Origin of the sequence: Streptomyces pseudovenezuelae, from assembly GCF_029892565.1 — a bacterium.
GTDB classification, from domain to species: Bacteria; Actinomycetota; Actinomycetes; order Streptomycetales; family Streptomycetaceae; genus Streptomyces; species Streptomyces pseudovenezuelae_A.
Genome location: NZ_JARXVH010000001.1, coordinates 1,050,942 through 1,068,611, shown reverse-complemented (window position 1 = coordinate 1,068,611; position 17,670 = coordinate 1,050,942). Strand labels below are relative to the sequence as shown.

At 70.6% G+C, this 17,670-nt stretch carries 15 protein-coding genes; 3 read left to right on the top strand and 12 right to left on the bottom strand.

The annotated features are described in order from the left end of the window. Positions 1–105: 105 nt before the first annotated feature. From M2283_RS04675 to M2283_RS04660, 4 genes are read right to left on the bottom strand one after another with little or no spacing between them, the layout of a single operon-like run. Positions 106–708, bottom strand: a complete 603-nt coding sequence (locus M2283_RS04675) for a GTP-binding protein (RefSeq protein WP_280874662.1) — start codon at positions 706–708, stop codon at positions 106–108. Continuing rightward, positions 695–1,138 (bottom strand): DUF742 domain-containing protein, encoded by a 444-nt coding sequence (locus M2283_RS04670; RefSeq protein WP_280874661.1) that lies wholly within the window; start codon positions 1,136–1,138, stop codon positions 695–697. The genes M2283_RS04675 and M2283_RS04670 overlap by 14 nt, the downstream gene beginning before the upstream one ends. Before the next feature lie 39 nt (positions 1,139–1,177). Then, entirely contained in the window at positions 1,178–1,654 is a 477-nt protein-coding gene (locus M2283_RS04665; protein ID WP_123996961.1) for a roadblock/LC7 domain-containing protein, read from the bottom strand. Further along, the gene (locus M2283_RS04660; protein ID WP_280874660.1) at positions 1,651–4,563 is read right to left on the bottom strand and encodes an ATP-binding protein; all 2,913 of its coding nucleotides are present in this window, start codon (positions 4,561–4,563) and stop codon (positions 1,651–1,653) included. The genes M2283_RS04665 and M2283_RS04660 overlap by 4 nt, the downstream gene beginning before the upstream one ends. Before the next feature lie 360 nt (positions 4,564–4,923). Between M2283_RS04660 and M2283_RS04655 the strand changes: the two genes are divergently transcribed. Further along, complete coding sequence (locus M2283_RS04655; RefSeq protein WP_280874659.1) at positions 4,924–5,880, top strand: ABC transporter substrate-binding protein; 957 nt, start codon at positions 4,924–4,926, stop codon at positions 5,878–5,880. 87 nt (positions 5,881–5,967) lie between these two features. Here M2283_RS04655 and M2283_RS04650 read toward each other — a convergent pair whose 3' ends face one another. From M2283_RS04650 to M2283_RS04625, 6 genes are all read right to left on the bottom strand, one after another. Beyond that, complete coding sequence (locus tag M2283_RS04650) at positions 5,968–7,356, bottom strand: glycoside hydrolase family 43 protein (protein ID WP_280874658.1); 1,389 nt, start codon at positions 7,354–7,356, stop codon at positions 5,968–5,970. A 187-nt stretch (positions 7,357–7,543) separates the two neighbouring features. Then, entirely contained in the window at positions 7,544–8,494 is a 951-nt protein-coding gene (locus M2283_RS04645; RefSeq protein ID WP_280874657.1) for an ROK family protein, read from the bottom strand. After that, positions 8,491–10,203 (bottom strand): ABC transporter ATP-binding protein, encoded by a 1,713-nt coding sequence (locus tag M2283_RS04640; protein WP_280874656.1) that lies wholly within the window; start codon positions 10,201–10,203, stop codon positions 8,491–8,493. The genes M2283_RS04645 and M2283_RS04640 overlap by 4 nt, the downstream gene beginning before the upstream one ends. Beyond that, a complete protein-coding gene (locus M2283_RS04635) occupies positions 10,200–11,081 on the bottom strand; it encodes an ABC transporter permease (protein ID WP_280874655.1) in 882 nt (293 codons plus the stop codon). The genes M2283_RS04640 and M2283_RS04635 overlap by 4 nt, the downstream gene beginning before the upstream one ends. Next, positions 11,078–12,037: an ABC transporter permease gene (locus M2283_RS04630; protein ID WP_280874654.1), complete on the bottom strand. Its 960-nt coding sequence runs from the start codon at positions 12,035–12,037 to the stop codon at positions 11,078–11,080. The genes M2283_RS04635 and M2283_RS04630 overlap by 4 nt, the downstream gene beginning before the upstream one ends. A 3-nt stretch (positions 12,038–12,040) precedes the next feature. Continuing rightward, a complete protein-coding gene (locus M2283_RS04625; RefSeq protein ID WP_280874653.1) occupies positions 12,041–13,798 on the bottom strand; it encodes a peptide ABC transporter substrate-binding protein in 1,758 nt (585 codons plus the stop codon). A 182-nt stretch (positions 13,799–13,980) separates the two neighbouring features. Here M2283_RS04625 and M2283_RS04620 point away from each other — a divergent pair, with 182 nt between their 5' ends. Together M2283_RS04620 and M2283_RS04615 are read left to right on the top strand one after the other, a co-directional pair. Further along, positions 13,981–15,177, top strand: a complete 1,197-nt coding sequence (locus tag M2283_RS04620) for an ROK family transcriptional regulator (protein ID WP_280874652.1) — start codon at positions 13,981–13,983, stop codon at positions 15,175–15,177. Between the two features lie 34 nt (positions 15,178–15,211). Then, entirely contained in the window at positions 15,212–16,735 is a 1,524-nt protein-coding gene (locus tag M2283_RS04615) for a M81 family metallopeptidase (RefSeq protein WP_280874651.1), read from the top strand. Here M2283_RS04615 and M2283_RS04610 read toward each other — a convergent pair. Next, positions 16,716–17,327: a GTP-binding protein gene (locus M2283_RS04610; RefSeq protein ID WP_280874650.1), complete on the bottom strand. Its 612-nt coding sequence runs from the start codon at positions 17,325–17,327 to the stop codon at positions 16,716–16,718. The two genes, M2283_RS04615 and M2283_RS04610, sit on opposite strands and share 20 nt — an antisense overlap. Next, positions 17,314–17,670, bottom strand: coding sequence for a DUF742 domain-containing protein (locus tag M2283_RS04605; RefSeq protein ID WP_280874649.1), 357 nt, complete (start codon positions 17,668–17,670; stop codon positions 17,314–17,316). The genes M2283_RS04610 and M2283_RS04605 overlap by 14 nt, the downstream gene beginning before the upstream one ends.

Genomic DNA, 17,670 nt, shown 5'->3' with positions numbered 1-17,670 from the left:
CCGGGGGGGGGGGGGGGCGGCGCGCCGACCGGCTCCGAGCCTGGTGGGGGGGGGGGGGGGGGCCGGCCGGGCCGCCGCCGGCCCCCGCTTCTCGTGAGTCTCGTCTCAGGCCTGCGAACGCGCCAGCGCCAGCTCCAGCACGACGAGCAGGGCGTCGCGGACCGAGCCGCGCTCACGGGCGTCGAAGACCACCACCGGGACGGGCCCGGCGACGTCGAGCGCCCAGCGCACCTCCTCCAGCGTGTGCTCGATCTTCCCGTCGAAGGCGTTGACGGCGACCGCGAACGGGATCTGGCGGTGCTCGAAGTAGTCGACGGCCGCGTAGCAGTCGTCCAGGCGGCGGGTGTCGACGATGACGAGTCCGCCGACCGCGCCCTCCACGATGTCGTCCCACATGAACCCGAACCGCTCCTGCCCGGGCGTGCCGAACAGGTACAGCTTCAGGGTCGGGTCGATGGTGAGGCAGCCGAAGTCCATGGCCACGGTGGTGGTGGTCTTGCGCGGGGTGTGGCTGAGGTCGTCCACACCCGCGGCGACCTCGGTGATGGCGGCCTCGGTGGTCAGCGGCTCGATCTCGGAGATCGCGCCGACGGCGGTGGTCTTGCCCACGCCGAAGCCGCCGGCGATCACCATCTTCACCGGGAGCGGCGGGCGTACGGCGGCCACCGGAGCGGCCGTGCCGCGCGTGGCCGGTTCAGTCGGTGTCACGGACTGCCCCTCGGGAGTCGGGTATGGCGCGCAGGGCGTCGATGACCCTGCGCAGGACGGTTGCGTCATGGGTGACGCCGGAGTCGGGAACGTGCACCGCCAGATGCCCGGCGGCACGCAGGTCCTCGGCGAGGACCCGGACGACGTTGAGGTGCAGCCGCAGCCGGGCCGCCAGCTCCGCGATGGACTGCGGCACCCGGCAGGCGGCGACGATGTCGTGCTGTTCGAAGGAGAGCGAGTCGAGCACCGCGAGCCCCTCGGCGGTGGCCACCACCTGGGTCTCGACGGGCACCGGACGGCCGACCGCCGCGGTGGGCGCCACCCGCCCGGCGGTGACCAGGAACGGCCGTACGGCGGAGGCGGGGCCGACCGGGGCCTGGCCCGGGCGCTGCGTACCGTCCTCGCCGGCCGGTGCACGGCCGTCCGTCATCAGCTGTCGTCCTCCTCTTCGGACCGGTCGGTGACCGGGTCAGCGCTTCGACGGGACGCCGACGGTGTTCTTCAGTTCGAGCACGAGCTGGGGGCTGAGCGCGGCCCCGGCCCGGTTGGCGAACAGCGTCATCTCGTAGGCGATGTTGCCGAGCTTGGCCTCCTTGTCGGCGACCACGCCGAGCACGGCGCCGCTGCCGATCGCGGAGACGATGACGTGACCGCCCTCCAGGTCGATGATGACCTTGTTCAGACCACCGAGGCCGTAGTTGCCGGAGGCTCCGGCGGCCAGGCTGGTGATGCCCGAGACGATGGCCGCCAGCCGCTCGGAGTGCGCCCGCTCGCGCAGCTCCGACACGGCGATCAGCAGCCCGTCGGAGGAGACCGCGATGGCGTCCACGACGCCCGCGGTCTCGGTGGCGAATCGGTTGAGCAGCCAGTTGAAGTCTGCTGCGGCGGCCTGCAGATCGGTCGGCGTGGTGCTTCCCGTCGGAGTGTCACCTGTCGACGTACTCACTGCTCCGCTCCTTCCGGGAGATGGTTCTGGTCTTGCGGATCGGGGGTCGTGCGCACGGCGGGTCCGGTGCCCGTGCTGTCGCGGTTGGCGCGCTCCACCGCGGCCTCGAACTCGTCGAGGGAGTCACGGACGGCGTCCGCGTCGGCGGGCCGGGGGGCCTGCCGGGCCGACTGCTGGGCGTCGGCGGTCGTGTGCAGCGTCGCCCCGCGGACGCGGCGGCGCAGCGGGCGGGTCGCGCCGTCCTCGGCGGACACCGTTGTCGGCGCCGGGGATGTCTCGGTACGGGCTATGGGAATGAACGGCGGGTCGGGCTCCGTCGCTTCCCGCTTGGGGACGCGACGGGGAAGCGGGTCCGGCCGGCCGTCGTGCGGTACATGATCCGACAATCCGGGGCCCTCCTCGACACCGGGGTGCGGCCGGGGGCCGGCGGGCGGGTCCTCCTGAACGGCCCAGCTGGGGGTGTTCGCCGGGCCCGGCGCGGTCCCGTTGCGGGCGGCCGAGGAGTCACCCGGTTCGGTTGCGCCGGCACCGGCCGAGTCCCGCGCGATGCCACTGCCGGGACCGACCGCGTCCCACGCGGCCCGCACGGGAGCGCTCGCCGAGCCTCGCTCGGGCAAGCCGGCGGCGGTCGCCGAGTCCCGCGCGTCACCGTCGCCGGCACCTGCCGAGTCCCGCTCGACACCGCTGACAGAACCCGCCGAGTCCCATGTGGCCCCGCCGGTGATGGCCGCAGGGCCTCGCTCGGTCCTGCTGTCGGCACCTGCCGAGTCCCGCTCGGGCCGGCCGGAGGCGGTCGCCGGGTCCCACCCGGTGCTGCCGCCGGCACCTGCCGATTCGCTACCGACCCAGGTGTCCTGCGCGGCCCCGCGGCCGACCGGCGTCGAGCCGATTCCCGTCGAACCGCCGGAGGTCATCGCTCCGACGGGGCTCATCGTCAGCAGCAGGGACGAGGGGACCCTCACCTCGGCCGTGACACCGCCGCCCGGGGTGCGGGAGAGGGTGACGTCGACCTCCCAGCGGCGGGCCAGGGTGCCGACCACGAACAGGCCCAGCACCTTCGTCGGTACGAGGTCCAGGCGCTCGCGGCGGATCAGCCGGGCGTTCTCCTCGGCGATCCGCTCGCTGCTCATGCCCAGACCGTGGTCCGCGATGACGATCGAGGCACCCGAGCCGTCCTCGACGGAGGCGTCCCGTACGGCGACCTCGACCGGACTGCCGGCCGGCGAGAACGACACCGCGTTCTCCAGGAGCTCGGCCACCATCAGCGTGAGGTCGCCGATGATGTCGGGCTCCACCATGATCTCGGTGCGGGCCTGCAGCCGTACCCGCTGGAAGCCCTCGATCTGGCCGAGCGCGGCGCGTACGACGTTGGTGAGCTCGGTCGGCCCGGAGTCCAGGACCGTCTCGCGGATGCCGGCCAGCAGCATCAGGGAGTCGGCGTTGCGGCGCAGGCGTACGGCGATGTGGTCGATGGAGTAGAGGCGTTCGAGGAGCTCCGGATCCGTCTCGCCGCGCTCCACCGCGTCGATCAGGGCCAGCTGGCGGGCGGTGAGGTTGCTGACCCGGCGGCCGACGTTGCCGAACATCTCGGCGACGTTGCGGCGGCTGAGCACCTGCCGCTCCAGGAGCGCGATCGAGGTGGTCTGCACCCGGTTGAACACCTCGGCCAGCGTGCCGATCTCGTCGTTCGCCGTCACCGGCATCTCGCGCAGCATCGGCGGACCGGAGTCCTCGACGTCGTCGTCGGCCACCCGGGCCAGCTCGCGCCCGGCCACCTCGGCGACCTCCTGCGCGGCGCCGGTCAGCGCCATCACCGGACGGACCACCGAGCGGCGTACCACTACGGAGAAGGCGATCCACAGGACGAAGCCGAGCAGACCGATGCCGAGCAGCAGCGCGGCGCGCAGCGAGGCGTCCCCGGAGGCGTCGTCGGCCCGGTCGGCGATGTCGCCGATGAGCGAGGCGGTGATCTTCAGCCGGGTCGCGGACTGGTCGCGGTACTCGGGGTAGTCGGCCAGCGCGTCCGAGAGCGCCTTGCCGATCTGGGCCGGTGACTGTGCCGACAGTCCGCTCGGGTCGATCTGCAGCTCGGCGTAGTGCTGGGTGATCGTCGCCTGCGCGGTGTTGTGCTCGATGCCGCCCAGCCGGTCGGTCTGCTCCTCGGTGGCGAACCGGGCGAAGCGCTCCGACTGGTGGCCGTAGAGCTCGTAGGCGCCGACCGCGTTGATGAACTCGATCAGCGCGTTGGTGTCGCCGGTGCGCGCGGAGAACACGCTGGTCTCGAAGGAGCTGTGGGCGGCGTCCGCGCGCAGCAGCGAGTCCAGCAGGTTGCCGGTGAAGGTGGCGGCGAGGGACGCGTTGCGGTCCAGGCCGAGACCGTCGATCAGACCCTTGGAGGCGTTGGTGTACGCCGGGTCGATGTTGTCGGCGGGCAGATAGCCCTGCTCGATCGTCTCGCGCAGGCTGGTCAGACCCTCGACCTCGCGCAGTGCCTGTGCCTCGGTGCTCGGCAGCTGGTCGCCGAAGGCGTCGCGCACCCTCTCGACCTGCTGGCTCACCGCCTGCTGCGCCGTCCGGTAGCCGGCCAGCGAGGGCTTGGCGCCACCGCCGACGGCCTCGAACCGCACGGAGAGCAGGATGGCCTGCTGGTGCTCGGCCTCCACCCGGTCCACCAGCGTGGCGACCTGGGCGCTGTTGCGCACCAGTCGCGCCGCGTCGGACGCGGAGGTCGACTGACCCACCTGGTCGACGACGAGATAGGCGAGCAGGACGGCCACCACGGCGAGCGGAATGCCGACCAGGAGGTTGAGTTTGCGCCTGAACGGCCACCGGTCGGCGAAGCCTCGAATGCCGCCACTCGACGGCGGAGGGGCCTGCCGGGCGGGCGCGTCCACCTCGGTCGTGGACACCGGTCCTCCTTCGTGCATGTTCTCGTCGGACGCGGCGATGCGCGTGACCGATTCTGATCGATGGGCCGGACCCCGGAAATGGTGCCGAAGACACCGAAGCGGCCCCCGCACACCGCTGTGACCGACGCCAACTGCCGTGAGACTACCGTCTCTTTGAACGATCAAGCGCGTCGCCCTACGTCAAGAATCCGTTACAAAGAGCCTCCCGTTCCCCACCCGTCTGTTCGCGTTTCCTTCACAAGCGATCACGCATTGAGTCCAATCGGTGACCAGGCTGCTCTTGACTGGGTGAGAACAGGCTGGATTGGATCAGTTGCAGCGCTCACTTCACACCAATCCCCAAAGTCCGGAACGGGAATCGTGACTTCCAACGCCCCACGCAGCAGGTCCTTCAGGATTCATCCCGCGGCCGCCGTAGCGCTCGCCGCCACCACGGCCCTGCTGGCGGGATGTTCCTCTTCGTCCGACGACAATTCCGACCCCCTGGCCGGGGACAAGTCCGACGGCAAGACCGTCGTCGTCGGATCCAACAACTTCGCCGAGAGCATCCTGATCGCCGACATCTACGGCGAGGCGCTCAAGGCGAAGGGCGTCAAGGTCACTTACAAGCCGAACATCGGCAGCCGTGAGACCACCTACGGCCTGCTCAAGAACGGCTCCATCACCGTGCTGCCCGAGTACAACGGCGCGCTGCTGGCCTACCTCGACCCGAAGGCCACCCCGAAGACGGTGGAGGCCACCACGGCCGCCATCGACGCCAAGCTGGACACCAAGCTGACGCTGCTCGACCCGGCCTCGGCGCAGGACAAGGACTCGGTCACGGTCAACGCGGAGACCGCGAAGAAGTACAACCTGACCACCGAGTCCAGCATCGCGGACCTCAAGGACATCGCGAAGGACCTGTCCATCGGTGCCTCGCCGGAGTTCCAGACCCGCCAGCAGGGCCTGGTCGGCCTGAAGTCGGTGTACGGCCTGGAGTTCAAGTCCTTCAAGGCGCTGGACGCGGGCGGCCCGCTGACCCAGGCGGCGCTGAAGAAGAACACCGTGCAGGCGGCGGACCTCTTCACCACGGACCCGACCATCGTCCAGGAGAAGCACGTCGTCCTCCAGGACCCGGAGAACCTCTTCGGCTTCGAGAACGTGCAGCCGCTGGTCTACAAGAGCGGCCTGTCCGCGGACGGCGTCGCCGCGCTCAACGCGGTCTCGGCCAAGCTCGACACCAAGGCCCTGCTCGACCTGGACTCGCAGGTCCAGCTCGACAACAAGGACCCGCTGGACGTCGCGAAGGCCTGGCTGAAGACGGTCGGCCTGGACTGACCCACCGGACCTCCGGGGCGGGCGTTCCTCCCAGGGCCCTTCCGAGCCCTTGTGGGAGGGACGCCCGCCCGCGTCCGCCCCGCGCGCTCAGTACCCGACGTAGAAGGTCGCGTCCTGCTGCTCGGCCGACGTGGAGACCGGGTCGATGCGCAGGACGTAGTTGGAGTGGCGGATGTAGCGGGTCGGGTTGTTGTACGAGCGGAACGACGCCCAGCCCGCATTGGCGAGGCCCGCCGTGCGGTAGAAGGTCGCGTCACCCGCGAACGTCGACGTGCCGTCGTTGACGTCGAGTTGGAGCGCGTAGTCGTAGTGCCGCAGATACCGGGTCGGGTAGTTCACCGACTGGAAGGACACCCCCGAGCTGTCGGCGAGACCGGGCACCAGCTTCCACTGGGAGTCGGTGTACGGATCGAAGGCGTACTCGTCGATCCGGCCGATGAAGTTGCTGTGGCGGACGTACCGGGCCGGGTAGTTGTAGGACTTCAGCCGGTTCCAGGCGGGCGTGCCCCACTTGGCGACCAGGTTGGTGTACTGGGCCGTGGTGATCGGCTGGATGCCGCAGTGCTTGGAGTTGAGCGGCTGGGTGTAGGTCTTCTGGTCGAGCGCGGTCCAGGTGCCGGCCGCCAGGCTGCCGGTCTGCCAGGCGTAGAAGACGCCGTTGGGTGACCAGGTGTCTCCCCAGAGGTACCAAGTGCTGCTCGACGTAAGGGACTTGACCAGCGTCGGGGCCTCGGTGCCGTTGTGCGAGACGGCCGTGCTGAACTCGGTGAAGCTGCCCGGGTTCAGCGACGTGGAGCGGGCGCCGACCAGGGTCGAGTTCTTCTTGAAGTACAGGTAGTTGTAGCCGCCCACGCCGACGGCCATGTCCCCGTCGATGACGTCGTAGCCGGGGTCGAAGAAGACCTGCGGGGAGCCGGCGGTCGTGAAGTCGGTGGTGTAGTTCACCATGATCACGTTGTGGCCACTGGAGTTGACCGCCGAGTAGATGACCGCGTACTGGCCGCGCCCGGCGTCCCAGAACGCCTCCGGCGCCCAGCTGTGGGTGTCCATGTCGTGCAGCTTCATCCGCCGGTAGCCGGTGAAGGTGCGCAGATCGGCGGAGTCCCAGACGTGGATGTACTGGCTGACGTACGTCCAGTCGGTGCCGTTGAGGTCGGTCGCGAGTACCACGAACGTGCCGTCCTGCTTGCGCAGGATGAAGGGGTCGCGCAGGCCGAGGGAGCCGGCGGTCGGGGTGGCCACAGGGGCGTTCTGGTTGAGCGGGGTCCACTGCAGACCGTCGGTGCTGACGGCGAGATGCAGGCCGTAGTTGGCGGCGAGCATGTCGGGGGACTCGGTGAAGTAGGCCATCACATACGCCGAGTCGGCTGCGTGGGCGGTGCCGGCACCGAGCGTCAGGGCGCCGGTGGCGGCGAGCGGCACGGTCGCGGCCATGCCGAGGAACAAGCGGCGGGACGGGTGTGGTCTGGCGTTCATCTGCTCTCCAGGGGGCGTGCGGGGGTGCCCGAATGTCGGTATATCGAACAAGGTTCGGTAAACCGATCAGAAGGTAGGGATGTGGTGCGTGAGCGTCAATCACTCGGTCACGCTTGGCTGGATCCGATCGTTGATCCACAAGCACGCCACAGGTGGGACATGGGTGCGCCACGGGGGCGGGCGGGGCCTACGCCCGCGCCCGCTCCTCCGTCGCCCCGACCGCACCCAGCTCCGCCCACGCCCGAGCCGCCGCCCCGACCGCCACCGCGTCCCCGCCGAGAGCCGCGGGCAGCACGCGCAGGGGATGGCCGCTGACGGGCGGCTCGGCGGTCAGCGTCCGGCGTACGGTGGGCTCCAGCAGTGCCCACGACCGGCTGACGCCCCCGCCGATCACGCAGGTCGTGACGTCCAGCAGCCCCGCCGTGATCAGCAGCGCCCGGGCCACGCCGGCGCCCGCCGCCTCGTGGACGGCGAGTGCGTCCGCCTCGCCCCGGGCCGCCGCGTCGGCGACCTCGTGGGCGGTCAGGTCACGGCCGGTGCGCTCGCGGTACCGGGCGGCGATCGAGCGGCCCGACGCCAGCGTCTCCAGGTGGCCGCGCCCGCCGCAGGTGCACGGCAGGTCGCCGAAGCCGGGCACGTGCCCGATCTCGCCGGCCGCCCCGTGCGGGCCTTCGTACAGGGCGCCATCCAGCCACAGCGCCCCGCCGACCCCGGTGCCCAACGTCATGCCCAGCACATACGGTTCGCCCGCGACCGCACCGGCCGTCGCCTCGCCGCGCAGGAACGCGTTGACGTCGTTGTCGAGGAACGCCGGTACCCCCAGGGCCCGTTCGACCGTCGCCGTCACCTCGAACCCGGCCCAGTCCCGGAAGGAGTCGCTGGCCACCAGGATCCGCCCGGCCCGCACGTCCACCAGCCCGGCCGCCCCGACCCCGACTCCGAGCAGCCGCCCGGGAGTTCGGTCGAGCAGCTGTCGTACGGCGTCCAGTGCGGCGCCGACCATCGCCGTCCCGCCCCGGTCCGCGGGAGTGGGTACCTCCAGGCGGTCGCCGATGCCGAAGTCCTCGGCGCACAGCACCACTTGGGTGGTCGTGCCGCCGATGTCGACGCCCGCGACCACCTCGGGAGAGCGCGTCACGCGGTGACCCCCGTACGCAGGGCTTCCCGGCGGCGGCGCTGCATCACCGGGTCCGGTACGGGCACGGCCGCGATGAGCCGGCGTGTGTACTCCGTCTCCGGGCGCAGCAGCGTGGTCATGGTCGGCCCCTGTTCCTCGACCTGCCCGGCCCGCATGACGACGACCCGCTGCGCGAACTGCTGGACCACCGCGAGGTCGTGCGACACGAAGAGACACGCGAACCCGAGTTCGCCCTGCAACTCCGCGATCACCTCCAGCACGGTCCGCTGCACACTCACGTCCAGCGCACTCGTCGGCTCGTCCGCGACCAGCAGCCGCGGTTCCAGGACGAGCGCCCGCGCGAGACTGACCCGCTGCCGCTGACCGCCGGACAGTTCACGGGGCCCGCGCCCCGCCAACTCCCTCGGCAGCCGCACCCGTTCCAGCACCTCCGCGACCCGCGCCCGCCGCTCGGCCGCCGACAGGCCCCGACGGTGCATCCGCAGCGGCTCGGCCACGCACTCCCCGACACTCATCCGGGCGTCCAGCGAGGCCACCGGATCCTGGAGCACCACGCCGACCCCGGACAGCAGGGCCCTGCGCGCACGCCCCCGGGTCCGGCCGAGCTCCCGACCGAACAAGGACACGGTCCCGCCGGCCGGCGCGACCAGCCCCAACGCCACCCTCGCGGCCGTCGACTTGCCGGACCCGGACTCGCCCACCAGCCCGACCGTCTCCCCGGGCCGGACCGTGAGCGACACCTCCTGAAGCGCCTGCACGGCACCCGGACCACGGCCGAACCGCACGGAGACGCCCCGGAGTTCGACGACGGCTTCCCCCTCCGGGGTCGCGGGTTCGGCCTTCTCCACCACCGGCTCGCCGGCCACTTCCCGGGGCACGCTCTCGACCACAGGCGCCTCCACCTCCAGCCGAGGAACGGCCTCCAACAGCCGCTGCGTGTACTCGTGTTCCGGGTGCAACAGCACCTGCTCCACCGACCCGCTCTCCACGACCTCACCGTTCAGCATCACCGCGACCCGGTCGGCGAAGTCGGCGACCACGCCCATGTTGTGCGTCACCAGCAGCACGCCGGTGCCGGAGTCGGCCGCCAACGCCCTGAGCAGATCCAGGATCTCGGCCTGCACGGTGACGTCGAGGGCGGTCGTCGGCTCGTCCGCGATCAGCAGACCCGGCGAGTTGGCGATCGCCATCGCGATGACGACCCGCTGCCGCTGCCCGCCCGACAGCTGGAACGGAAACGCCGACGCCCGCCGCTCCGGCTCGGGAATGCCGACCCTGCGCAGGAGTTCGACGGCCTCGCGGGCGGCCTCGGCACGGGAGACGGACCGGTGATTGCGTACGACCTCGGCGATCTGCGCGCCCACCCGCGTCAGCGGATCGAGCGCGGTGGCCGGTTCCTGGAACACCATCGACGCGGTACGGCCGCGCAGCCGGGCCAGTTCGGCCTCGCCGGCCCCGACGACCTGCGTGCCGTCGACCGAAACCCGCCCCGACGCACGGGCGTTGGACGGCAGCAGCCCCATCGCCGCGAGCGCCACCGTCGACTTCCCGGACCCTGACTCGCCGACCAGCGCCAGCGTCTCGCCGGGCCGGACGTGCAACGACACCTCGCGCACGGCGGGCACGTCGCCGGTGTCAGTGCCGAAGGTGACCCCGAGATCCTCGACCTCCAGGATGTTCGCCACCTTCAACTCCTCTGTTTCCTTCACCCTCGGCCCCTCACGTCGAAGGCATCGCGCAGCCCGTCGCCGATCGCGTTGAACGCGCACACGACGAGGATGATCGCGAGACCCGGCGGAACGATCAGCCACCAGCGCCCGGAGTACGCCGCCGTCAGACCGGCGGACAGCATGCCGCCCCAGTCGGTCTTCGGCGGCTGGACACCCAGGCCGAGATACGAGACGTACGCGACGAGCAGGATCGCGTCGGCGACCTGGAAGGTGGCCGCGACGACGATCGTCGACACCGAGTTCGGCAGGATGTGCCGCCGGATGGCCCGCCCGTGCGTACCGCCGGTCGCGCGCAACGTCAGCACGTAGTCCCGGCTCTTCAGCGTCAGTGTCTCGGCGCGAACGAGCCGGGACGGCACCAGCCAGGACACCAGCCCGAGCACGATGATCAGGCCCAGCGTGTCCGGGGTCGTGATCGCGGAGACGACCAGCAGGATGAACAGCGCGGGGATGGCGATTCCGGCGTCCACGATCCGCATCATCACCGCGTCCAGCCAACCGCCGGCGTACCCCGCCGTGGCGCCCCACAGCGTGCCGATGACGGTGGCCAGGACCCCGGCCGCCAGCCCGACGAGCATCGAGACCTTGCCGCCGTACATCAACCGCCCGAGCTCGTCGTGCCCCACGGCGTCGGTACCGAGCCAATGGGAGCCGCCCGGACCGAGGTTGACCTGCGTGAGGTCCGTGTGGGTCTGGTCGGTGGAGTACAGGAGAGGGCCCACGAAACAGAACAGGAGGAAGAGGACGACCACGGCGAGTCCGGCCACGGCCAGCTTGTTGCGCGTGAACCGCCTCAGCGACAGGCGGTAGTTGGCCACCGGCTCCGCCGTGGGCGTGGTCTGCAGTACGGCCGTCATGCCTGGCCCGCCTTCACTCGGGGATCGACGATCCGTTGGACGACGTCCGCGAGCAGCGTGCCGACGACCGTCGCCACGGAGATGACCAGCACGCACCCCAGCAGCACCGGATAGTCGGAGGACTGCGCCGCACTCCAGAACAGCAGTCCCATCCCCGGGTAGTTGAAGAGCTGCTCCACCACCAGCGCACCGCCGAACAGCACCGGCACGTAGTACCCGAGCATCGCGATCACCGGCGTCAGCGAGTTGCGGAACACGTGCCGGAAGAGAATCGCCCCCTGCCGGGCACCGCCGGCCCGCGCGGTGCGGACGTAGTCCTCGGAGAGGTTCTCCAGCGTCGAGGCCCGCATGTAGCGGCTGAACACGGCGATCATGGACGCGGCGCCCGTGACGACCGGCAGGACGAGCCCCACCGGGTCCGCGAACACCTGAGCCAGCGTGTCGCCTTGGGGTGCCTGGGAGGGGAACCAGTGCAGGGTCTGCGTGAAGACCAGCACCAGGATCAGACCCAGGAAGTACACCGGCGTCGAGTAGGCGACGAAGCTCAGCGTGGTGATCACGTAGTCGGTCGGCTTATTGCGCCGCACCGCCTGCCACATGCCGAGCGGAATCGCGAGCAGCAGCCCGACCAGGGCCGACAGCACGGTCAACACCAGTGTCTTCGGCAGCCGTTGCTCGATGAGCTTGGAGACCGCCTCGTTGAGCGTGTACGAGGTGCCGAGGTCACCGTGCAGCAGGGTGCCCAGGTAGTAGACGTACTGGACCGGGAGCGGGCGGTCGAGGCCCTGTTCGTGGTTGAACGAGGCGATCTGCTGGGCCGTCGCCTGCGGCCCGAGGATCCCGCGTGCGGGACCCCCGGGCAGCGCGTGCAGCAGGCAGAAGACCACGACCGTGACGATGAGGATCACCACGAGGGACTGGAGCACCCGCCGGGCCAGGTAGACGAGAGTCTCCATGCCTCAGCTGGTCCACTTCCACTGTGCCGGGTGGAAGTTGGCGAGCGAGTCCTGCGAGAAGCCGCCCAGGCCCTTCTTCACCACCGAGATCTGGTAGTCGGGCTCCGGCAGCCAGATCACCGGCAGATCCTTGGCGAGGGCCGCGCTGTACTCCTGGACCGCCTGGTTCGAACTCGACGTCGTGGACGCGGAGATGAGCTGGTCGACCGCCGTGTCGGAGTAGTTGCCGAAGTTCGAGCCGCCCTTGGACTGGAAGAGCGAGTCACCGGTCGGGAAGGCGTTGAAGTACCAACTGCCCATCGTGCCGAAGAAGGACAGCTGCCACTTGCAGATCGACTGGCTCGTGGTGCACTGCGGGGTCTGCGACAGCACCGAGTTGACGGGCGCGGTCTTGATGGAGAACTTGATGCCGGTCTTCGCGAGCGAGGACTGGATCGCGCTCATCATGTTGTCGGTCACCGTCGAGCCCGACTGCGACAGCACCTGCATCTGGAACTTCGTTCCCTTGGCCACGCCCTCACCGCACTGCGAGGCGCCCGTGCCCGGGCTGGTGCAGGTCATGACGCCGCCCTGCTCGGTCCAACCGTGCCCGGTCAACAGGGACTTGGCGGCCGAGGTCGAGAACGGGTACGGGTTGGCCTTCTGCGTCGGCGACACGAAGTTGGACGTCTGGGCCTGCGGGATGGGCCCGTAGCCGGGGACCGCCGTGCCGTTGAAGACGACTTTCGCCAACGTCGTCTGGTCGATCGACCGCTGGACGGCCTGACGGGCGTAGAGCTGCTTGAACACCGCGCCCATCGAGGGGTTGTTGAAGTTGTAGGGCATGTACGTGATCGCCCAGCCGGACCACGGCTTCACCTCGTAGCCCTGCGCGGTGAAGCTGTCCTTCTGGTCGAGGTCGGTCGCCTCGATGTAGCCGTAGTCCACGGTCCCCGACCGCAGCGCGTTCTTCTCGGCGTCCGCCGTGGTGAAGGGGAGGAGGTTCACCGTGGGGATGCCGGGCTTCTCGCCGCCGTCGTACTTCTTGTTGGCGGCGAGGACGACCTTGCCGGCCGTCGAGAAGGACTTCACGTCGTAGGGGCCGCTGGTCGTCTTCCAGAGGGCGTTGGTCGCGTAACCGCCGATGTTCTTCGCCGCGTCGTTCAGGTACGTCCAGTCCTTCTTGGCGTCCCCGGGCTTGTCCCAGGCGTGCTGGGGGAGCGGGTTGATCTGGCTCAGCTCGTTGGCCAGCATCCACTGCGGGTTGTAGGCCTTGTCGAAGGTGATCGTGAAGTGGCGGGCGTCCACGGTCTTGAAGGACGTCCAGTTGTCCGGCGCCTTGCCCGGGCTGTAGCCCGCCCACTCGGCTTTGTTCGCCTTGACGAGGTCGAACCAGAACTTCACGTCGGCGGAGGTGATCGGCTTGCCGTCGCTCCAGTGCCGGTCGCCCAGCGTGATCGTGACGCTCTTGCTGTCGGCGGCGAAGTCGGCGGCCGTGGCCACCGACCCCTTCTTGTTCCAGCCGATGGTGCCGGTGGAGCCGTCGTAGGCGACGAGCGGCTCCCACAGCGCGTTCGAGATGGATTTGTTGTTGGTGTTGAGGTGCGCGGCCGTGCCGATCGGCAGGATCCAGTTCGGCGTGAAGTTGGCCGGCAGCGCGTAGTTGATCGAGTCGTGTGACCCGGAGGACGACGTACCGCTCGACCCGGAACAGCCCGCGAGCAGCAGCGTGCCCGCGCTGAGGGCGGCTCCGGTGAGGAGTCTTGTGCGAGCAGGGGACATGGCTCTCCTCGAAGGCAAAAGGTCTGAGGGGCGGAGTGAGCCCAGTGAACGACTCGTGGTGGCGAAGAAACAGGCGTGCCGCTGTAAAAAGCCTGTTACTGCTGTTCTGAAAAAACCCTTGAGGGTGCCCGTGAGGCTTACTCTCGACGCCCCGGCCGTCGAGATCGGAAGTTACTTCGCCCATGGTCGAAAAAAGCCATCCGCCCCGGCGCCACGCAGCGGGCTTCTCCTCACTGGCCGAGCGCGTCCTGGAACTCCTCGCCTCCGGACAGGCGGCTACCCGCACGGAACTGGCCGGTCTGCTCGGTGCCGCACCCTCGACGATCTCGTTCACGGTGGGCCAGCTGCTCGACCACGGGCTGGTCGCCGAGGAGGGCACGGTGGCCTCCGCCGGCGGACGGCCCCGCAAGGTGCTGCGGCTCGGCGGCAGTGACGGGTTCGCGGTGGCGGCCGAACTCGGGGGCCGGCACGCGCACGTGGGTGTGGTGCTGCCGGGCGGCGGGCTCACCGACGTCTCCACCGTGCCGTTCCCGACGGCGGACGGGCCGGAGGCGGCGCTGCCGGGCCTCGCCGAGACGCTGGAGGCGCTCGCCGACAAGCACGGCCGGTCGCTGCTGCGGGGCGTCGGCCTCTCCCTGCCGGGCCCGGTCGACGTCGAGCAGGGTGTCGTCACCCTCCCGTCCCGGATGCCGGGCTGGAACCGCTTCCCCGTCCGCGCCTGGCTGGACGACCGCTTCGGCGTGCCCGCGGCCATCGAGAACGACGCCAACTGCATGGCCGTGGGCGAGCACACCGTCCAGCCCGTCGGGCGCCGCCAGTCGATCATGGTCAAGACCGGCACCGCGATCGGCGCCGGCGTCATCGCCGACGGCCGCCTCTACCGGGGCGGCACGGGCGCCGCAGGCGAGATCACCCACGTCCGGGTCGAGGCCGCCCACGACATCCCCTGCTCCTGCGGGAACACGGGCTGCCTGGAGACGGTCGCCTCGGGTGCGGCGCTGGTCCGCATCCTGCGCGAGCGGGGCCTGCCGGTCACCTCCACCGAGGACGTCGTACGCCTCGCCTCCGACGCCGACCCCGAGGCGACCCGCGCGGTCCGCCAGGCCGGCCGCTACCTCGGCCAGGTGCTCGCCGCCAACGTCAACTTCTTCAACCCCGACGCCGTGTACCTCGGCGGCATCCTCTCCACCCTGGAGCCGTTCGTCGCCGCCGTCCGAAGCCAGCTCTACGAGGGCTGTCATCCGTTGGTGACCGAGCACCTGGTGATCGAGCGGGCCAGCCTCGGCGCGGACGCCGGCCTGGTCGGCGCGGGCCAGTTCGCGCTCCAACGCGCCCTGGCGCAGGCCCTACAGAGGGTCACCGGCCACCACCAACCTTGACCGCACGCAGCCCATCACGCAGCCCGGAGAAGCCATGTCGCAGCCCCGCAGCTCCGTCCCCCGCCCCGTGATCGCGATCGCCGGACTCGGCATCGAGTCGTCGACCTTCTCGCCCGCCCGCACCGAGGCCCCCGCCTTCCACCCGCAGCGCGGCCAGGACGTCCTCGCCCGCTACCCCTTCCTGGACCCGGGCACCCCGCTGCGCACCGCCGCCGAGTGGCGCGGCGCCCTGGTCGGCAAGGCACTTCCCGGCGGCACGGTGACGGCGTCCGCGTACGCCGACCTCACCGCCGAACTCCTGGACCGGTTGCGGGAGTTGGGGCCGATCGACGGCCTCTGGTACGACACCCACGGCGCGATGACCGTCGAGGGCGTGGACGACGCCGAGGCCGAACTCCTCGCTCGCATAAGGGAGTTGATCGGCCCGGACGTCATCGTCTCCACCTCCATGGACCTGCACGGCAACGTCTCCCGCGAACTCGTCCACGGCAGCGACCTGATCACCTGCTATCGCATGGCCCCGCACGAGGACGCCATGGACACCAAGGAACGCGCCGCCCGCAACCTCGTGGACCTCCTGGCCAGCGGCGGGCCCCGACCGGTCAAGGCCTGGGTGCCGGTACCGGTGTTGCTGGCCGGTGAGCAGACCTCGACCCGGATCGAGCCCGCGAAGAGCGTGTACGCGGCGGTCGAGGAGGTGGAGGCGGCCGACGGCGTGACGGACGCGGCGATCTGGGTCGGCTACGCCTGGGCCGACGAGCCGCGCAACCGGGCCGCGGTCGTGGTCACCGGGCCGGCCGAGGCGGCCGTCGCGGCGGGCGCCGAACGCCTGGCCCGCGGCTTCTGGGAGGCACGGCACGACTTCGCGTTCGTCGCCCCCACCGGCACCCTGGACGAGTGTCTGGACGCGGCCCTCGCCTCTGCCGCCCGCCCCTACTTCGTCAGTGACACGGGCGACAACCCGACCGCGGGCGGCGCGGGAGACGTGGCCTGGGGTCTCCAACACCTGCTGTCCCGCCCGGAGTTCAAGGACGGCACCGGCCCGGTGGCGATCTACGCCTCCCTGCCGGGCCCCGCCGCCGTCGACGCGGCCGAGCGGGCCGGCCTCGGGGCGACCGTCACCGTCACCGCGGGTGCGGAGGTCGACGACCGCCACGCCGGACCCCTCACCCTCACCGGTGTGGTGCACGCGATCCGGCACGGCGACCGGGACGCCGGGACGGAGGTCGTCCTGAAGGTCGGCAGCGTGCATGTGATCCTGACCCGGCTGCGTAAGCCGTACCACCACGAACACGACTTCACCGACCTGGATCTGAGCCCCCGTCAGGCGGATCTCGTCGTCGTCAAGATCGGCTACCTGGAGCCCGAGCTGTTCGCGATGGCCGCCGACTGGAAGATGGCCCTCACCCCGGGCGGCGTCGACCAGGACCTGACCCGCCTGGGCCACCACCGCATCCGCCGCCCGATGTTCCCGTTCGACCCGGAGATGGCCGAGCCCGACCTCACGGCACGGCTCGTCGCCCCGTCCGACCAGCCCCTCACGGGCCCTGACGAGTGAGCCTGCCGTTCCCGTCGGACCCCGACGCGGTGGCGATCAACTGGTCGATCAGCGCGATCAACACGTCCCGGCAGGAACCGCGTTCACGCGCGTCGCACAGCAGGACCTTCACATGGTCCGGCAGGGCCAGGGAGTCGCGGATCTCCTCGGCCGGGTAGGGGTGGCTGCCGTGGAAGCCGTTGACGCCGACGACGAAGGGAATGCCCCGGCGTTCGAAGAAGTCGATGGCGGCGAAGCTGGACTCGGGGCGGCGGACGTCGATCAGGACGACCGCGCCGAGGGCGCCGATGGCCAGGTCGTTCCACATGAACCAGAAGCGCTGCTGGCCCGGGGTGCCGAACAGGTACAGGACCAGTTCCTGGCTGATGGTGATGCGGCCGAAGTCCAGGGCCACGGTGGTGGCCGTCTTCTCCTCGATGCCGTCGAGGTCGTCGACGTGCATGCCCGCCGAGGTCAGCGGCTCCTCGGTGCGCAGCGGGACGATCTCGCTGACCGCGCCGACCATGGTGGTCTTGCCGACGCCGAACCCCCCGGCGATCAGGATCTTGACCGTGTCGGGTGCCGTCCGGGTGGTGACGTCAGAGCCGGCCAAGGCCGTCCCTCACTTTCTGCAGCAGGTCCATGTCCGGGGTGCGGGAGACGGGGTGCGGCGGGCGGGCGGTGATCCAGCCCTCCTCCAGCAGGTCGCAGAGCATGATGACGACCACGCTCACCGGCAGGTCGAGCAGGGCCGCGAGCTCCGCGACGGCGATCGGCTGGGCGCACCGGCGCAGGATGCGCTGGTGCTCGGGCTGTGACCGGGTGGCCCAGGTCGGCGGCGGGTCCACCGCGGTCACGGTCGTGATGAGGGTGAAGTCGGCGCGGCTGGGCGAGGTCCGCCCGCCGGTCAGCGTGAACGGCCGTACCAGCCGGCCCGCCGTGTCGCCTCCGCTCAC

What these genes read in the sequence shown, in the direction of transcription:
- M2283_RS04615 (WP_280874651.1), top strand. Translation starts at nt 15,212, where the DNA reads ATGTCGCAGCCCCGCAGCTCCGTCCCCCGCCCCGTGATCGCGATCGCC.
- M2283_RS04630 (WP_280874654.1), bottom strand. Translation starts at nt 12,037, where the DNA reads ATGGAGACTCTCGTCTACCTGGCCCGGCGGGTGCTCCAGTCCCTCGTG.
- M2283_RS04650 (WP_280874658.1), bottom strand. Translation starts at nt 7,356, where the DNA reads ATGAACGCCAGACCACACCCGTCCCGCCGCTTGTTCCTCGGCATGGCC.
- M2283_RS04670 (WP_280874661.1), bottom strand. Translation starts at nt 1,138, where the DNA reads ATGACGGACGGCCGTGCACCGGCCGGCGAGGACGGTACGCAGCGCCCG.
- M2283_RS04635 (WP_280874655.1), bottom strand. Translation starts at nt 11,081, where the DNA reads ATGACGGCCGTACTGCAGACCACGCCCACGGCGGAGCCGGTGGCCAAC.
- M2283_RS04620 (WP_280874652.1), top strand. Translation starts at nt 13,981, where the DNA reads ATGGTCGAAAAAAGCCATCCGCCCCGGCGCCACGCAGCGGGCTTCTCC.
- M2283_RS04625 (WP_280874653.1), bottom strand. Translation starts at nt 13,798, where the DNA reads ATGTCCCCTGCTCGCACAAGACTCCTCACCGGAGCCGCCCTCAGCGCG.